The sequence below is a fragment of the Janthinobacterium sp. SUN211 genome (assembly GCF_030587315.1).
GTDB lineage: Bacteria > Pseudomonadota > Gammaproteobacteria > Burkholderiales > Burkholderiaceae_D > Janthinobacterium > Janthinobacterium kumbetense.
Genome location: NZ_JAPWIC010000002.1, coordinates 486,074 through 502,044, shown reverse-complemented (window position 1 = coordinate 502,044; position 15,971 = coordinate 486,074). Strand labels below are relative to the sequence as shown.

At 63.2% G+C, this 15,971-nt stretch carries 15 protein-coding genes; 11 read left to right on the top strand and 4 right to left on the bottom strand.

The window, feature by feature from the left end; all coding sequences use genetic code 11:
- Positions 1 to 109: 109 nt before the first annotated feature.
- A complete protein-coding gene (locus O3301_RS07985; protein ID WP_305056054.1) occupies positions 110 to 1,306 on the bottom strand; it encodes a PHB depolymerase family esterase in 1,197 nt (398 codons plus the stop codon).
- Positions 1,307 to 1,545: 239 nt separating this feature from the next.
- On the opposite strand from O3301_RS07985, the gene O3301_RS07980 reads away from it, so the two are divergent.
- Positions 1,546 to 2,136, top strand: coding sequence for a PRC-barrel domain-containing protein (locus tag O3301_RS07980; protein ID WP_305056053.1), 591 nt, complete (start codon positions 1,546 to 1,548; stop codon positions 2,134 to 2,136).
- A 48-nt stretch (positions 2,137 to 2,184) separates the two neighbouring features.
- Here the strand turns inward: O3301_RS07980 and hrpA are convergent, their stop codons facing one another.
- Positions 2,185 to 6,399 (bottom strand): ATP-dependent RNA helicase HrpA, encoded by a 4,215-nt coding sequence (hrpA, locus tag O3301_RS07975; RefSeq protein ID WP_305056052.1) that lies wholly within the window; start codon positions 6,397 to 6,399, stop codon positions 2,185 to 2,187.
- A gap of 56 nt (positions 6,400 to 6,455) precedes the next feature.
- Between hrpA and argA the strand changes: the two genes are divergently transcribed.
- The gene (gene argA / locus O3301_RS07970) at positions 6,456 to 7,766 is read left to right on the top strand and encodes an amino-acid N-acetyltransferase (protein WP_046685875.1); all 1,311 of its coding nucleotides are present in this window, start codon (positions 6,456 to 6,458) and stop codon (positions 7,764 to 7,766) included.
- Positions 7,767 to 7,813: 47 nt separating this feature from the next.
- On the opposite strand, the gene kdsA is transcribed toward argA, so the two are convergent.
- A complete protein-coding gene (gene kdsA / locus O3301_RS07965; RefSeq protein WP_034750794.1) occupies positions 7,814 to 8,659 on the bottom strand; it encodes a 3-deoxy-8-phosphooctulonate synthase in 846 nt (281 codons plus the stop codon).
- Between the two features lie 219 nt (positions 8,660 to 8,878).
- On the opposite strand from kdsA, the gene O3301_RS07960 reads away from it, so the two are divergent.
- Together O3301_RS07960 and O3301_RS07955 are read left to right on the top strand one after the other, a co-directional pair.
- Positions 8,879 to 9,151, top strand: a complete 273-nt coding sequence (locus O3301_RS07960) for an oxidative damage protection protein (RefSeq protein ID WP_034750797.1) — start codon at positions 8,879 to 8,881, stop codon at positions 9,149 to 9,151.
- Between the two features lie 119 nt (positions 9,152 to 9,270).
- Positions 9,271 to 9,843: a DUF6622 family protein gene (locus tag O3301_RS07955; protein WP_369812190.1), complete on the top strand. Its 573-nt coding sequence runs from the start codon at positions 9,271 to 9,273 to the stop codon at positions 9,841 to 9,843.
- A 32-nt stretch (positions 9,844 to 9,875) separates the two neighbouring features.
- Here O3301_RS07955 and rpiA read toward each other — a convergent pair whose 3' ends face one another.
- Positions 9,876 to 10,553, bottom strand: coding sequence for a ribose-5-phosphate isomerase RpiA (gene rpiA, locus O3301_RS07950; protein WP_305056050.1), 678 nt, complete (start codon positions 10,551 to 10,553; stop codon positions 9,876 to 9,878).
- Positions 10,554 to 10,759: 206 nt separating this feature from the next.
- On the opposite strand from rpiA, the gene O3301_RS07945 reads away from it, so the two are divergent.
- From O3301_RS07945 to O3301_RS07915, 7 genes are all read left to right on the top strand, one after another.
- Positions 10,760 to 11,128, top strand: a complete 369-nt coding sequence (locus O3301_RS07945; RefSeq protein ID WP_077407710.1) for a response regulator — start codon at positions 10,760 to 10,762, stop codon at positions 11,126 to 11,128.
- A gap of 2 nt (positions 11,129 to 11,130) precedes the next feature.
- Complete coding sequence (locus tag O3301_RS07940) at positions 11,131 to 11,757, top strand: chemotaxis protein CheC (protein WP_034786994.1); 627 nt, start codon at positions 11,131 to 11,133, stop codon at positions 11,755 to 11,757.
- Between the two features lie 5 nt (positions 11,758 to 11,762).
- On the top strand, positions 11,763 to 12,734 hold the full coding sequence (locus O3301_RS07935; protein ID WP_289898622.1) for a sensor domain-containing diguanylate cyclase: 972 nt from the start codon (positions 11,763 to 11,765) through the stop codon (positions 12,732 to 12,734).
- Between the two features lie 150 nt (positions 12,735 to 12,884).
- Positions 12,885 to 14,552: a sensor histidine kinase gene (locus O3301_RS07930; RefSeq protein WP_305052886.1), complete on the top strand. Its 1,668-nt coding sequence runs from the start codon at positions 12,885 to 12,887 to the stop codon at positions 14,550 to 14,552.
- Positions 14,549 to 15,250, top strand: a complete 702-nt coding sequence (locus tag O3301_RS07925; protein ID WP_305052887.1) for a response regulator transcription factor — start codon at positions 14,549 to 14,551, stop codon at positions 15,248 to 15,250. The genes O3301_RS07930 and O3301_RS07925 overlap by 4 nt, the downstream gene beginning before the upstream one ends.
- A gap of 256 nt (positions 15,251 to 15,506) precedes the next feature.
- On the top strand, positions 15,507 to 15,653 hold the full coding sequence (locus O3301_RS07920; protein ID WP_158300249.1) for a hypothetical protein: 147 nt from the start codon (positions 15,507 to 15,509) through the stop codon (positions 15,651 to 15,653).
- Between the two features lie 70 nt (positions 15,654 to 15,723).
- On the top strand, positions 15,724 to 15,906 hold the full coding sequence (locus O3301_RS07915) for a Flp family type IVb pilin (protein ID WP_305052888.1): 183 nt from the start codon (positions 15,724 to 15,726) through the stop codon (positions 15,904 to 15,906).
- The last annotated feature ends 65 nt before the right edge of the window (positions 15,907 to 15,971 follow it).

Genomic DNA, 15,971 nt, shown 5'->3' with positions numbered 1-15,971 from the left:
GCCGGAAAGGGCGCGGCCGGCGTGCCGGCGTGCGGCAGCGGCCCTGCGAGGAAGGGAAGAACGATGCGTACCAGTGCCTGCGCACCGTTGCGGCGCGCGGCACGGCGGCTTATCGGCGGCGGTGGCTGGCGAAGAAATCGAGCAGCATCTTGCTGGCGTCGGGCTTGGCCTTGTCGTTGAACGGCAGGCTGGCGTCGCCGCCGCTCCAGGCGTGCTCGAGGTGCTCGACCTGCGCCACGCGCAGCAGCACCTGCTTGTCCACCTGGTAATCGTGCAGCGCATACGCATGGGCCGGATTGCGCCCGCCCGCCGCGCCGCCAGGCAGGCGCTGCGCCGTCACCACGGTATCGACCGGCAAGCGGTTGACGCGCACGCTCTGGCGCACCAGTTGCGTCTGGTTGATGGGCCGCACCACCTTGTCAGCCAGCCCTTGCAGCAGGATGGTGGGCAGGCGGGGAAACGCGGGCTGGCGCACCAGCACTTCATCGATGGCCGCGTCGGCGCGGGCGGCCGCGCCATGCTGCATCACGCCCAGCGCGCCGATCAGGTTATGCCCGGCGCCAAACACGGGCCCGGAATGCAGGCCCAGCGCGGCGAACAGCTGCGGGTGGTTCAGGGCCACGATATGCGCCATGCCGGCGCCGGCGGAAATGCCGCAGATATAGATGCGCGCGCGGTCGATCGCATAGCGGGCCGCCACCTGCTCGATGGCGCCGACGATCAGGCGCACGTCGCCGCCGCCGTCCTGCGTCAGCTTGTCGTACCACTTCCAGCAGCGGCGTGCGTGCGAGCGCAGCGATTGTTGCGGATACAGCACGGCATAGCCCTTGCGCTCGGCCAGGCGGTTCATGCGCGTGCCTTCGGCAAATTGCGTGGCGCTCTGCTCGCAGCCGTGCAGCATCACCAGCAGCGGCCGGCCCCGGCTGCGCATGGCGGCGCTCGGCGCCTTCTCGGGCAGGTACAGGAAATATGGCAGGCGCCGGCCCGGCAACTGCCCCAGTTCCGGCAACGGCGCATAGTGGGCGGCCAGCCACTTGCCCGGCGGGGGCGCCGTTCGCTTGCGCACGCGCGGTGGCGACAGGGGCGTGGCGAAGGGCGCCAGGGCGGGCAGCGCGTCGCTGGCGGGCCTGGCGCGCGGCTTGTGGCTCGCCTGCGTGGTCTTGGCCACGACCTTGCTGCGGGCTTTGGCCTTGGGCTTGGCCGGCACGGGCCCGAACAGCACCTTGGCCAGCTTGCTGGCCGTGCGCTGCTGCGCCTTACCGGCGCGCAGCAGCCCGCGCAGCCATTTGGTGGCGGGCTTTACCATGGCAAGCGGCGCGCATGGCGTGGTGGAGCGTACCGCAAGTTCATCCCACTGCATCGTTGCATCGTCAGCATGTGCGGCCTCCTCCGTAGAATGCATAGAGTACCGCAATTGTCTGGCAACACCGTACGTTTGCACACGGATAAAAGTGCCGCTGGCACGATTGAGGCAGATCAAGCGCGACCTCGTGCGCATGCTTAATCTGGATGTTCGATCCGCACTTCACCAGAGGAGAGAACACCATGAGCTATCTGGACCGCGACATCCTGGGCATGTACCGCAACCACGACGGCCCGGGGCCGGCACTGATGGGGGCAGATACCCTGCTCGGCGACGATGTCTACAATCACAACGACGAGGAGCTGGGCGACATCAAGGAAATCATGCTCGACATGCGCACGGGCCAGATCGCCTATGCCGTGCTGTCCTTCGGCGGCATCCTGGGCATGGGCGACAAGCTGTTTGCCGTGCCCTGGGAACGCCTGACCCTGGACACCGTCAACAAGCGCTTCCTGCTCAACGTGGACAAAGACCTGCTGAAAGACGCCCCCGGCTTCGACAAGAACAACTGGCCCGACATGGGCAGCGAAGCATGGAACCAGCAGATGGAAGCCTTCTATGGCAGCGGCACGCGCTACGGCAGCGGCGCCATGGCAGGCAGCCGCATGCCATCGGGCAGCGACCTGCGCGGCGGCGCCAGCCTGCAATCGGGCAGCGAAGGCAGCATGTCCGGCACCTCCATGAGCGGCAGCCGCGCCGGCACGGGCAGCAGCCAGGGTGACTCGCGCTCATCGCTCGGCGATGATGAGCAGGATCAACGCCGGCCGGACTAGCGGTAAAACCGCGTCATGCGACCTACGCGTGGGCCGGGGGCAAAAAACCTAGCGCTGCATGGACTCCCATACCTTTTGCAGGCGCTTGGCCGAAACAGGCATCGGCGTGCGCAATTCCTGCGCGAACAGCGACACGCGCAGCTCTTCCAGCATCCAGCGGAAGTCGACCAGTTTCGGGTCCGTGTTCTTGCCAGCCTGGCGGTCCTTGGTCTGGCGCACATACGGCGCGGCCGCCGATTGCCACTCGGCCATCAACTTGGTGTCGCGCGCTGGGTCGGCGCGCAGCTTTTCCAGGCGCACATTGATCGCTTTTAAGTAACGGGGGAAATGCGCCAGCTGCGTGTACTCGTTTTCCGTCAGGAAACGCTTATGCACGAGTCCCTGCAGCTGCGACTGGATATCGGTGGCCGCCGCCGCAGGAATATTCTGCAGGCGCTTGGGCAAGCCGTGGAATTCCGTCAGTACTTGCGACAGCAAACGGGCGATTTCATTGACCAGCAAGACCAGGCGCGACTTGCCTTCCGCCTGGCGCTTGGCGAACGAGGCGGCGTCCAGCGGCAGCGGATCTTGCAGGCAAGCAATATCGAGCGCCTTGTTGATGATTTGCTCGCGCAACTCTTCCTGCGAACCGAGGGCCATGAATTGCATGCCCATCTGCTGCAAACCGGGGATGCTTTTCTCGACGTACTTGATCTGCTCCTTCATTTGCAGCGCGAACAGGCGGCGCAACCCCACCTTGTGCGTGCGGGCGGCCACCGTCGGGTCATCGAACACTTCCAGGTCGCAATGCGTGCCCTTGTCGACCAGCGCGGGGAAGCCGATCAGGGTCAGCTTGCCTTGCACGATTTCGAGCAACTCCGGCAATTCGCCAAAGGTCCAGCCCGTCAAGCCCATGTGCTGCGAGACGGTGGCATTGCCTGATGCCGGCGCCGCAGCAGCGGCTGCGCCCTTGGCCGGCGCGCCGCCCTTGCCAGCGGCAGCAGCGGCACCCTGCGCTTGCGCCTGCAGCCGCGACGCCACTTGCGCGCCCGCCACCTTGGCACCGGGCGTGCCCGTGCCGGACACGCCCGACACTTCGGCCAGTTTCTGGAAACTCTGGCGCGCCTGGCCGCCGAATTCCGCTTGCAGGGTGGCCAGGTTGCGGCCCATGTCCAGTTGGCGGCCATGCTCGTCGATCACCTTGAAATTCATGAAGTGATGGGCAGGCAAGGTTTCCGGCTTGAAATCCGTCGTCAGCACATTGATCGTGATCTGCGTGCGGATGTCGAGGATGATGGCGTCGATCAGGTCGCCGCGGCCAAACACGCCCGCTGCATGCACGCGCTCGCAGAACTTGGCCGCGTAATCGGGCAGCGGCACGCAGTGGCGACGCAGCTTTTGCGGCAGCGATTTGAGCAGCAGATGCACTTTTTCCTTCAGCATGCCCGGCACCAGCCATTCGCAGCGTTCGCGCGGCAACTGGTTCAAGGCATACAGGGGTACCGACAACGTCACGCCATCGCGCACGCTGCCCGGCTCGAAGTGGTACGTGAGGCCCATTTCCAGGCCCGTCACGGACATGGTTTTCGGGAACAGGTCGGTGGTCACGCCGGCCGCCTCGTGGCGCATCAGCTCTTCGCGGTTCAGGTACAGCAGCTTCGGATTCTCGCGTATGGCCTCTTTATGCCATTTCTCGAAACCGGCGCCATTGCACACGTCCGCCGGCAGCAATTTGTCGTAGAAGGCGGCGATCAGTTCATCGTCGACCAGCACGTCCAGGCGGCGCGATTTGTGCTCGAGGTTTTCGATGTCCTTGATCAGTTTATGGTTGTGCGCAAAGAACGGCGCGCGCGTGTCGAAGTCGCCGCCCACGAGCGCATCGCGGATGAAGATTTCGCGCGCTTCCGGCAAGTTGAAATTGCCGTAATTGATGCGCCGCTGGCTGTACACCACCAGGCCATACAGAGTAGCCCGCTCGGACGCCGTCACCTGCGCCGAGCGTTTTTCCCAGCGCGGCTCGCCCCACGATTTCTTCAGCAGGTGCTCGCCCACCTTTTCCAGCCATTCGGGCTGGATCTGCGCCACGCAGCGCGCGTACAAACGCGTCGTGTCGACCAACTCGGCCGCCATGATCCACTTGCCCGGTTTTTTCAGCAGCGAGGAGCCGGGCCAGATATGGAACTTGATGCCGCGCGCGCCCAGGTAGCCCGCGCCCGGCTCGTCCTCTCCCTTGAAGCCGATATTGCCCAGCAAGCCAGTCAGCAAGGCCATATGCAGATTATCATAGGTGGCCGGTGCTTCGTTCAGGCGCCAGCCCTGTTCCTTGACGATGGTCAACAACTGCGAGTGCACGTCGCGCCATTCGCGCAAGCGCATCTGCGACAGGAAATTCGTGCGGCAATTGTCTTGCAGTTGGCGGTTGGTTTTCTTGTGCTCGATGGCGGACTCGAACCAGCGCCAGATTTTCAGATAGCTGAGGAATTCCGATTTTTCGTCGGCAAATTTCTTGTGCGCCTCGTCGGCCGCCTGCTGATGCTCCATCGGGCGGTCGCGCGGGTCTTGCACGGACAGGGCAGAGGCGACGATCAGCACTTCCGTCAGGCAGGCGTTGTCGAGCGCGGCCAGGATCATGCGGCCCACGCGCGGGTCCAGCGGCAGCTTGGCCAGCTTGTTGCCCAGCGGCGTGAGTTTATTGACTTCATCGACGGCGCCCAGCTCCTGCAGCAGCTGATAGCCGTCGGCCACCGCGCGCGCCAGCGGCGGCTCGATGAAGGGGAAGGTTTCCACGTCCGTCAGGTGCAGGGATTTCATGCGCAGGATGACGGCCGCCAGCGAGGAGCGCAGGATTTCCGGCTCCGTGAATTTCGGGCGCAGCAAATAATCCTGCTCTTCGTACAGGCGGATGCAGACGCCGTCGGCCACGCGGCCGCAACGCCCGGCGCGCTGGTTGGCGGCCGACTGGGCGATCGGCTCGACCTGCAGCTGTTCCACCTTGTTGCGGTAGCTGTAGCGCTTCACCCGCGCCAGGCCCGCATCGACCACGTAGCGGATGCCGGGCACCGTCAGCGACGTTTCCGCCACGTTGGTAGCCAGCACGATGCGGCGCGCATTGCTGGTTTTAAAGACGCGCTCCTGCTCTTCGGCCGACAGGCGGGCGAACAGGGGTAAAATTTCCACGTGCGGCGGGTGGTGCTTGCGCAGCGCTTCGGCGCAGTCGCGGATTTCGCGCTCGCCCGGCAAGAACACCAGCACGTCGCCCGAACCGATGCGGCACAGCTCTTCCACGCCATCGACGACGGCATCCATCAAATCGCGCTTTTCGCGCGCGGCAGCCGTCCTCTGGCCAGGTTTGTCAGGGTTGGCGGCACCCGGCATGGCCACCTGTTCGCGCTCCACGGGGCGGTAGCGCACTTCCACCTGGTACAGACGGCCCGACACTTCGATCACGGGCGCCGGTTTTTCCGGCGTGCCAAAATGGCGCGCAAAGCGTTCCGCGTCGATGGTCGCCGAGGTGATGATGATTTTCAGGTCGGGCCGGCGCGGCAGCAGCTGCTTCAGATAGCCGAGCAGGAAGTCGATGTTCAGGCTGCGTTCGTGCGCTTCATCGATGATGATAGTGTCGTAATTTTTCAACAACGGGTCGGTCTGCGTCTCGGCCAGCAAGATACCGTCCGTCATCAGCTTGACGGACGCGCCCTTCGTCAAGGTGTCGGCAAAGCGGACTTTAAAGCCGACCGTCTCGCCCAGCGGCGTGCCCAGCTCCTGCGCGATGCGCTTGGCCGTCGACGAGGCGGCGATACGGCGCGGCTGCGTGTGGCCGATCAAGCCCTTCTGTCCGCGTCCCAGTTCCAGGCAAATCTTCGGCAATTGGGTCGTCTTGCCGGAACCCGTCTCGCCCGAGACGATGATCACCTGGTTTTCCGTCAGGGCCTTGGCGATTTCCGCGCGCCGGCCCGAGACGGGCAAGTCTTCCGGATACGTGATCGGCGGCAGCGGGTTGCGGAAAGCCTTTTCCGCTTCGCGCGCGGCGCGGGCAGCGTCGCGGGCTTCGCGGCTTTCCTGCCCCTCGCGCGGCGGGCGCGCGGCCTGGGGCTTGCCCTCTCCCGATCGCTGCTGCTGTTGCTGTTTCTGCTGTTCCGCGCGCGGAGGCTGCTGCCTTTGCTGGCTCACGGGCGGGCGTGGACGGCCCTGCGCAGGCGTGGCGGCAGGCGCGGAAACATCCCCGCTGGCGGGCACATTTGCAACGGTGGAAGGAGGGGAAGACTTATTGCTGGCTGAAGACATTGTTTTTTACAGGTATTTTAAGCGCGCACATCGCGCAGCGAATTATAATGCGCTTAATGGAAAACCCTACCCAATTCGTCCAATGGCTGCGCTCAGTCGCGCCCTACATCCACGCCTTTCGCGGCAAGACCTTCGTGGTCGCCTTCCCCGGTGAACTCGTCAGCGCCGGGGCGCTGCAGGTGCTGGCCCATGATTTGTCCCTGCTGCATGCGCTGGACATCAATGTCACCGTCGTCTACGGCTCGCGGCCGCAGGTGGCGGAACAACTGGCCTTGCGTAACGTCGAAGGCCGCTTCCACAACGGCGTGCGCATCACGGACATTGCCGCGCTGGAATGCGCGAAGGAAGCCGCCGGCGAGCTGCGCCTCGATATCGAGGCCGCGTTCAGCCAGGGCTTGCCGAACACGCCCATGTCGCATGCGGCCATCCGTATCATTTCCGGCAACTTCATCACGGCGCGCCCGCTGGGCGTGATCGATGGCGTGGACCTGGAACTGACGGGCATCACGCGCAAGGTCGACGCCGAAACCATCCATTCCATCCTCGGTTCGGACGGCCTGGTGCTGCTGTCGCCGCTGGGCTTTTCACCCACCGGTGAAGCGTTCAACCTGACCATGGAAGACGTGGCCTGCAGCGCCGCCATCGCCCTGCACGCGGACAAGCTGATTTTCATCACCGAAACACCGATGATGGAAGACGCGACGGGCGTGGAAATCCGCGAACTGTCATCGCACCAGGCCGAAGCCGTGCTGATGGCGGGCTTCTTGCCCGACGCCACGGCGTTTTACCTGAAACATTGCGTCAAAGCATGCCACAACGGCGTCGAGCGCTCGCACATCGTGCCGTTCTCGATGGATGGTTCCGCCCTGCTGGAATTGTTTACCCATGATGGCGTGGGCACCATGATCAGCCATGAAAACCTGGAAAGCTTGCGCCAGGCCACCATCGAAGACGTGGGCGGCATCATCAAACTGATCGAACCGCTGGAAGCGGACGGCACTTTGGTGAAGCGGGGCCGCGAGCTGATCGAGCGCGAAATCGATTATTTCTCCGTCATCGAGCATGACGGCGTGATCTTCGGCTGCGCCGCCCTGTACCCGTTCCCCGCGCAAAAGATGGCAGAAATGGCATGTTTGACGGTGAACCCGGAAGTGCAAGCCCAGGGCGACGGCGAACGCATCCTGAAACACATGGAAAACCGCGCCCGCGCCGCCGGCCTGAACAAGCTGTTCGTGCTGACCACGCGCACCTCGCACTGGTTCAAGAAACGGGGCTTCGTGCCGGCCACGGTCGACGATTTGCCGAAGGACCGCCAGCATATGTATAACTGGCAACGTAAATCCCAGGTGCTGATCAAGACACTGTAAAACTGAAAAAGCCCGGCATGCCGGGCTTTTTCTTTACTGAAACATCATTACTTGATGTTCAGCGGGGCAAACGACTTGACCAGGTCGTCGAGCGCCTTCAATTGCGCCAGGAACGGTTCCAGCTGGTCCAGCGGCAAGGCGCTGGGGCCGTCGCAGCGGGCGTTGTCGGGATCAGGGTGGGCTTCCAGGAACAGGCCGGCGATGCCGACAGCCAGGCCGGCGCGGGCCAGGTCCGCCACTTGCTGGCGACGGCCGCCCGAAGCGGCGCCGCCGGGGTCGCGTTGCTGCAGGGCATGCGTGACGTCGAAGATGATCGGCAAGTCGTCGCACGTCTTCTTCATGACGCCAAAGCCCAGCATGTCGACCACCAGGTTGTCGTAGCCGAGGCAGGTACCGCGGTCGCACAGGATCAATTGATCGTTGCCCGCTTCCTTGAATTTCTCGACGATATTGGCCATCTGGCCAGGACTGAGGAATTGCGGCTTCTTGATGTTGATGACTTTACCGGTTTTCGCCAGGGCCACGACGAGGTCCGTCTGGCGCGCCAGGAAGGCGGGCAATTGCAGCACGTCCACCACTTCGGCCACCTGCTGCGCCTGCCATGGTTCATGCACGTCGGTAATCACGGGCACGCCGAACGCCGCCTTCACGTCCTGGAAGATGCGCATACCTTCTTCCAGGCCCGGACCGCGGTAGGAATGGATCGATGAACGGTTGGCCTTGTCGAAACTGGCCTTGAACACATATGGAATGCCCAGTTTTTGCGTGACGCGCACGTATTCTTCGCAAGCGCGCATGGCGAGATCGCGCGATTCGAGCACGTTGATGCCGCCAAACAGCGCAAAGCTGCCTGTATTGCTGACATCGATGCCATGGACTTTCACTGAGGTCATAGGGATTCCATATTGGTTAATTGCTACTACTTGGTTGGAAGAGGCGCCGCCAGCGGCTGGCGCGATAAGGCATCTTACTAGCTAGGGCGGCGCAGATCAAATTTGATCCAGCGCAAGGGCGCGGCAAACGGCTTGTCGCCAAGCCGCGACGGCCCCGCGAGGGCAGGCGCAAAGTGCCTTATAATCACGCTTTATCTCTACACTGATTCAGGAGCACAGATGGCCCGCACGATCCACTGCATCAAACTCAACAAGGAAGCCGAAGGACTGGATTTCCCGCCGTACCCGGGCGAACTGGGCAAGAAGATTTACGAATCCGTGTCGAAGGAAGCGTGGGCTGCCTGGCTCAAGCACCAGACCATGCTGGTCAATGAAAACCGCCTGAACCTGGCCGACGCGCGCGCCCGCAAATACCTGGCCACGCAGATGGAAAAGCATTTCTTCGGCGATGGCGCCGATGCGGCCATGGGTTACGTTCCACCTACGGAATAAGCTTTATCGCTTGCCCGTGACCACGTCACGGGCAGTTACGCCTTCGTTTCACGCCGTTCCCCGCCGTTTCACGGCACCGCCTTCCCGTTTCGTCGCAAGCCGCTCGCCGCCCACGCCGCCTGCTGGCACAGTACGTCCATCGACAACCTCACACCAAGGCGGACACCATGTTGCAGCAAATCTTCAGCCACACTCCCCTCTACGTCTGGGCCATCCTGGGCTTTCTCGTCTACCGCGGCGTGCTGGCCAGCCGCGCCCGCGAAGTGACCTTGCGCAAGCTGTGCATCATTCCGCTGGTCATGCTGGCCCTGTCGCTGAGCGGCGTACATGGCAGTTTCGGCTTGGCCGGCGTGGCGCCGTTCGCCTGGGTCGCCGGCGCCCTCGCCGGCGCGGCACTGGCCTGGATGCTGACCGATGCGCGCAAGATAGTCGCCATTCCCGAACGGGGCAGCGTGCAGCGCCCCGGCAGCTGGGTACCCATGATCTTGATGATGAGCATTTTCTGCATGAAATATGCAGTCGCCGTGACCCTGGCCGTCGCCCCCGCCTATGCCCATGCGGCCAGCTTCATCGTACCTGTCTGCCTCGCCTATGGCTGCTTCAGCGGCATCTTCCTCGGCGGCTTGCTGCGCACCGTGGCCGTGTACCGCCAGGCACACATGACAAGCGGCCCGCAAGGGGCCGCCGTTTAACACATCTATGCCGGCGAACGCCGGCTATCATCTTAGTACGCCAGGGTACGCACGCCATCCGGCATGCCCAGCAGGCAAACGTTGGCGCCGCGCACGGCGAACAGGCCGACAGCGATGACGCCGACGATCTGGTTGATCTGCTGTTCCAGCGCCACCGGGTCGGCAATTTTCAAGCCCAGCACGTCGATGATCTCGCCGCCGTTATCCGTAATGAACGCTTCGGTGGTGCCTGCCTTCAGGCGCAGGCGGGGCGTGCCGCCCAGCGCGGCCAGCTGGCGCGACACGGCGGCGCGCGCCATCGGCACCACTTCCACCGGCAGCGGGAAGGCGCCCAGGGTTTCCACCAGCTTGGAGCCGTCGGCGATGCAGACGAACTGTTTGGATACGGAAGCAACGATTTTTTCACGCGTCAATGCCGCGCCGCCGCCCTTGATCATGGCGCCGCTGGCCGTGATTTCATCGGCGCCGTCGATGTAGACGGCGATCGACTCGACATCGTTCAAGTCGAAGACGGGAATGCCATGGCCGGCCAGGCGCGCGGCCGTCGCTTCGGACGACGCAACCGTGCCTTTGATGCTGTCCTTGATCTTGGCCAGTTCATCGATGAAGAAATTGGCGGTGGAACCGGTGCCGACGCCGATGATTTCACCTTTTACTACGTAGTCGATGGCGGCGCGGGCTACGGCTTGCTTCAATTCGTCTTGGGTCATGGCATTCAGGCTAAAGTGAGGAATGGCGCTATTTTAACGGATTGCCAGCCCGGCCAGCCGGCCATCATGACCGACAAGGCGCCGCGATACAACAGGCAAGCGCGAAAACCTTGCCCTAAGGCAATTGCGCGTCCATTTACACTCTATGCCCTTTAAAATATGCGAAAATGGCACGATTGACCGATATGACGTTTCAGGAATAGCACATGAATCACAGTAAACAGGTACTTGTTGTCGATGACAGCCGGGTTTCACGTTTGATGTCGCATCAGTTCATCCTCAGCAAACATGCCGACTGGCAAGTGATTGAGGCGGCGACGGGTGAGGAAGCCCTGGAGAAAGTCAAGACCGCCACCCCTGTGCTGATACTACTGGATGTCAACATGCCCGGCATGGGCGGCATCGCGGCGGCGGAACAATTGCGCGCGCTGTGCCCGCAGACGCACATCATTCTCGTCACGGCCAATGTGCAGAACGCCACCCGCAACCGCGCCAGCGAACTGGGCGTCGGCTTCATGGAAAAACCGATCACGGAAACGCGCATCCACCAGCTGATCGAATCACTGGGACTGTGAGCATGGTCAATCTTTCCGAACTCGAGAATGATGCCCTGGTAGAGATATTCAACATCGGGGTGGGCCATGCGGCGGCGGCCATGAGCGAGATCGTGAATGAAGAAGTCACCATGTCGGTGCCGTCGATCACCTTCCTGAACCGTGCCGACGCGGCCGCCTTGCTGGGCAGCAAGAAGGATGGCGAACGCATCTGCGGCGTCAGCCAGCATTACGATGGCGCTTTCGCCACCGAAGCCATCCTGATGTTTCCCGAGGACAAGAGCCTGGAAATCGTGCGCCTGATGGTGGGCGACGCCATGCCGCTGCAGGAACTGACGGAGATGGAACAGGAGGCGATGAGCGAGATCGGCAACATCATCCTCAACTCCTGTGTCGGGACCCTGGCCAACCTGTTCGACAGCGAACTGCATGGCTCGCTGCCCCTGTACCACGTGGGCACCAGCGCGGAAATCCTGTCCTCGTTCGGCGGCCAGGATGACGAAGCCGTCGTGCTGATGCTGCATATCGACTTCGTGCTGTCCAAGCACCAGATCCATGGCTATGTGGCCTTCGTGCTCGACCTGTCCGCCCTGCACGACCTGAAACAGCAGGTCAGCCGCTACCTGGCCAAGGTCCTGGGACAGGCGTGACGATCATGCCGGATGCATTGCATCGACTCGCCCTGCTCGAGAGCATACTCGGCGCCGTGAACCTGGGCGCCATCGTGCTCGATGAACAGCACCGCATCGTGCTGTGGAACAGCTGGATGGCGCGCCACTCGGCCCGCCAGGCCGACGCCGTGCTGGGCCAGGATTTCTTCGCCGTCTTCCCGGAAATGCGGCACAAGCGCATCGATTCGGCCATCACCCAGGCCCTGCGCGACAATTTCCAGTCGCTGCTGTCGCAAACCCTGCACAAGGCGCCGTTTGCGCTGTACACGCATGGCGCGGCCACGGGCGGCAACGACGCCGAGGAACGCATGCAGCAAGCCATCGCCGTCACACCGATCAATTTACCCGATTCGCCGCGCCACTGCCTGATCCAGATCAATGACGTCACCATCGCCGTGGGACGCGAAAAGCTGCTGCGCGAACAGACCATGGTCTTGCGCTCGCAAACCTTTTCCGACGGCTTGACGGGCATCGCCAACCGCCGCCACTTCGACGTGGCGATCGAGAAGGAAGTGCGGCGCGCCATGCGCACCAGCAGCCCGCTGTCGCTGCTGATGATCGACATCGACCATTTCAAAGATTACAACGACCATTACGGCCATCAGCAGGGCGATGATTGCCTGATCCGCGTGGCGGCCGAGCTGGCCGCCATGCTGCAGCGCCCCACCGACTTGCTGGCCCGCTATGGCGGCGAAGAATTTGCCGCCATCCTGCCCGATACGGACGCGGCGCAGGCACTGCGCATGGCCGAGGCGATCCGCCAGCATGCGGCCGACCTGCGCATTCCGCATGCCAAGACGGGCAATGAAGTCAAGCACATCACGGTTAGCATCGGCATCGCCACGCAGTACCCGCAGCAGCCGCTGGCCATCTCCGCCCTGATCGGCGCCGCCGACCGCGCCTTGTACCAGGCCAAGGGCGCCGGGCGCAACCGCGTGATGGCGCAGCCGCTATAAAAAAAGCAACGCAGAGCAAATGATTCCAGTAGACATCTTTACGGCGTGTGCGTAGACTCGTCACTGATTGCAGCAACAATAACAAGAATTTATCTGTGGTATCTATCCCTGCGCATGGCCCACCCATGCGGGACATGGCCAGGAGCGCTTGTGAATCTCGATCCTCCCCTCAAATCCGGCTTGCCGGGTGCCGGCATGGATACGACCATGGTGAACGGCATGCGCCTGCTGCTGTCGAGCGCCACCTTGCTGACCCTGTTCATCGACCCCGAAAGCGCCGGCAAACTGAGCAATATCACCTGGCTGATCTTTTCCGCCTACACCATGCACAGCCTGTTGCTCTATGTGCTGGCCCTGCTGGGCTTCAGCCTGCCGCAGGACATCCTGCTGTACTGGCTGGACGTGACCTGGTATGCGCTGATCGTGTTTGCCACCAGCAGCCACAACAATTTATTCTTCCTGTTCTTTTTCTTTGCCATCCTGACCTCGTCGTTCCAGCGGGGCTTCGAGGAGGGCGCGCGCATCACCCTGGCCTCGGCCGGCCTGTTTGCCGCCACCGCCCTGTTCGGCGAAACGGATGCTGAACTGTCGCGCCTGCTATTGCGCACCACCTTCCTGCTGGCGCTCGGCTACATGATCGCCTACTGGGGCGGCTCGGCCATCACCCAGCGCAGCCACCTGGCGCTGCTGCGCGATGTCAGCCAGCTGTCCAATCCGCGCTTCGGCGTCGACCAGACCATCACCTCGGTGCTGGAAAAAACCCGCAGTTATTTCAACGGCCGCAGTTGCCTGCTGATCATGCAGGACAAGGGCACGCGGGTCTGGTCGCTGCGCAGCGTGATTCATACGGGCACGGGCGTCGTGCATACGAGTTCGTTCCTCAGCGACGACGCGGCCAGCCCCCTGCTCGCTTTCCCGTACGACAAGATCGCCCTGTACAACCAGCCCGCCGGCCGCTGGCTGCCATGGTCCGGCGGCGCGCGCATGCTCGAGCCCGACAGCGGGCGCTGGCTGCGGCACGACGACGCGGCGGGCGGCCGCCTGGCCGAACTGCTCGAAGCGCACGCCTTCATCAGCGCACCGCTGCCCTTGCGCAATGGCAAAGGCCGCATCTTCATCGTGTCCGCCACCAGCATGAGCAAGACGGACGCCCTGTTTCTCAGCCATATCGGCGCGCAGGCCTTTCCCGTCATTGAAAACATCGATCTGCTCGACCGCCTGGCGTCGCAGGCGGCCTCGCGCGAGCGCGAAAAGATCGCGCGCGACTTGCATGACACGGCCGTGCAGCCGTATATCGGCTTGCGCCATGGCCTGGCCGCCCTGCGCAACGAAGCCACACCGGGCAACCCGCTGCTGCCGGAGCTGGAAAAGCTGATCATCATGTCGGGCCAGGTAATCGCCGACCTGCGCAGCTACGCGCGCACGTTCAAGAACGGGCAGGTGCAAAGCGAGCCGGAACTGCTGGTCGCGCTGCGCCGCCAGGCCACGCAGATCCGCGAATTCTATGGCATCGACATCGCCCTGCATATCGAAGGCGACCTGCACATCAACGACCGCCTGGCGGCCGAAGTGTTCCAGATCGTCAACGAGGGCATGAGCAATATCCGCAAGCATACGTCGGCGCGCCACGGCGCCGTCAAGCTGACCTGCGTGCAGGGCGCGCTGCACATCAGCATCGACAACGAATGCGCCGCCGCGCACGTCCCCGACTTCCTGCCCGACTCGCTGGCCGAGCGCGCCGCCGCCTTAGGCGGCACCGCCCGCGTCACGCATGGCATGCTGGGCAACACCTCCGTGCAGATCGAGATCCCCATATGAATGACTTACGCCACATCCCTCCGGCCGGCCATGTCATCAGCGTCATGCTGGTGGACGATCACAAGACCATGCTGTGGGGCCTGGAGCGGCTGATCGGCGGCGAGCACTCGGGCATGCGCGTGGTCGCCACGGCGTCCGACAGCGCCGAGGCGCTGGAGCAGGCGAAGGCGCTGCAACCGGATGTGATCGTGCTGGACCTGGACCTGGGCGGCATCAGCTCGCTGGCCATCCTGCCCGCGCTGGCGCAATGCGGCAGCACGCGCGTGCTGGTGCTGACGGCCAGCCACGACCAGGCCATCCTGGACCAGACGGTACTGAAAGGCGCGCGCGGCATCGTCAGCAAGGACGCGCCGGCGGAGATGGTCTTGAAAGCCATCGAAAAGGTGTACCAGGGCGAACTGTGGCTGGAACACGCAATGCTGGGACGTATGCTCACCCATCTGACGCAGCCCGGCGGCGGCTCGGCGCAAGCCATCGCCATCGCCAGCCTGACCCTCAAGGAAAGGAAGATCATCGCCGCGCTGGTGCACGGCAGCGGCACGCCGGCCAAGCTGCTGGCGGACCAGCTGTTCATCTCCGAACACACCTTGCGCAATCACCTGACGTCGATCTACCGCAAGCTGGGCGTGTACAACCGCCTGGAACTGTACGCCTACGCCACCAAGCACCAGCTGGGCCAATTGCCGCCCGGCGCCTGACGCCGCTACCCCCCCCCGCACGGCCACTGCACGGCCGCGCACGCCCTCCCCCCGCAGCCCCCTGCGCCAACCACCGGCATGGCCTCCCTTCGCCCGCGCGCGCCCAACTCGACCATGACAATTGTCACGAAAAAAACAAGCAGTTCCTCCTCACGATAAAAGGATGTTCTTCTGATGTAGATCAAGGTGCCGACTTCTATAGTGGCTCTACCGGAGTGCAAATCACCGCGCGGCCCACCACGACACGGAGCACAGCATGCGCTTTGACAAGTTTCTTCCGACAGCCCTGATCACCTATTTGCAGGGCAAGGAAAAGGCTGCGTTCTACCGCTATGCACTTGTGGCGGCCCTCATGGCGGTGGTCTGCATCATCGGACTGCTGGCACTGGGCGAAAGTCCATGAGTGCGCCAGGAAGCAACGCTGCCATGCCGTTTTACCCACCGCTGTACCTTAACCACCACCAGGAGTTGTCATGAACCTCATCAAAAACTTTATCCGCGAAGAAGATGGCGTCACCGCAATCGAGTATGGCCTGATCGCCGCCCTGATCGCCGTGGTGATCATCGCTGCCGTCACCATCGTCGGCACGCAGCTGAAAAAGACATTCAGCACCATCGGCACCAAGCTCACCGCCGCCAACACCGCTGCCGCCTGAGCACGGTACTCCGGGCTGGCACGTCGCCAGTCCGGTTACCGCCAGGTCAACGCCACAGGCAAGTT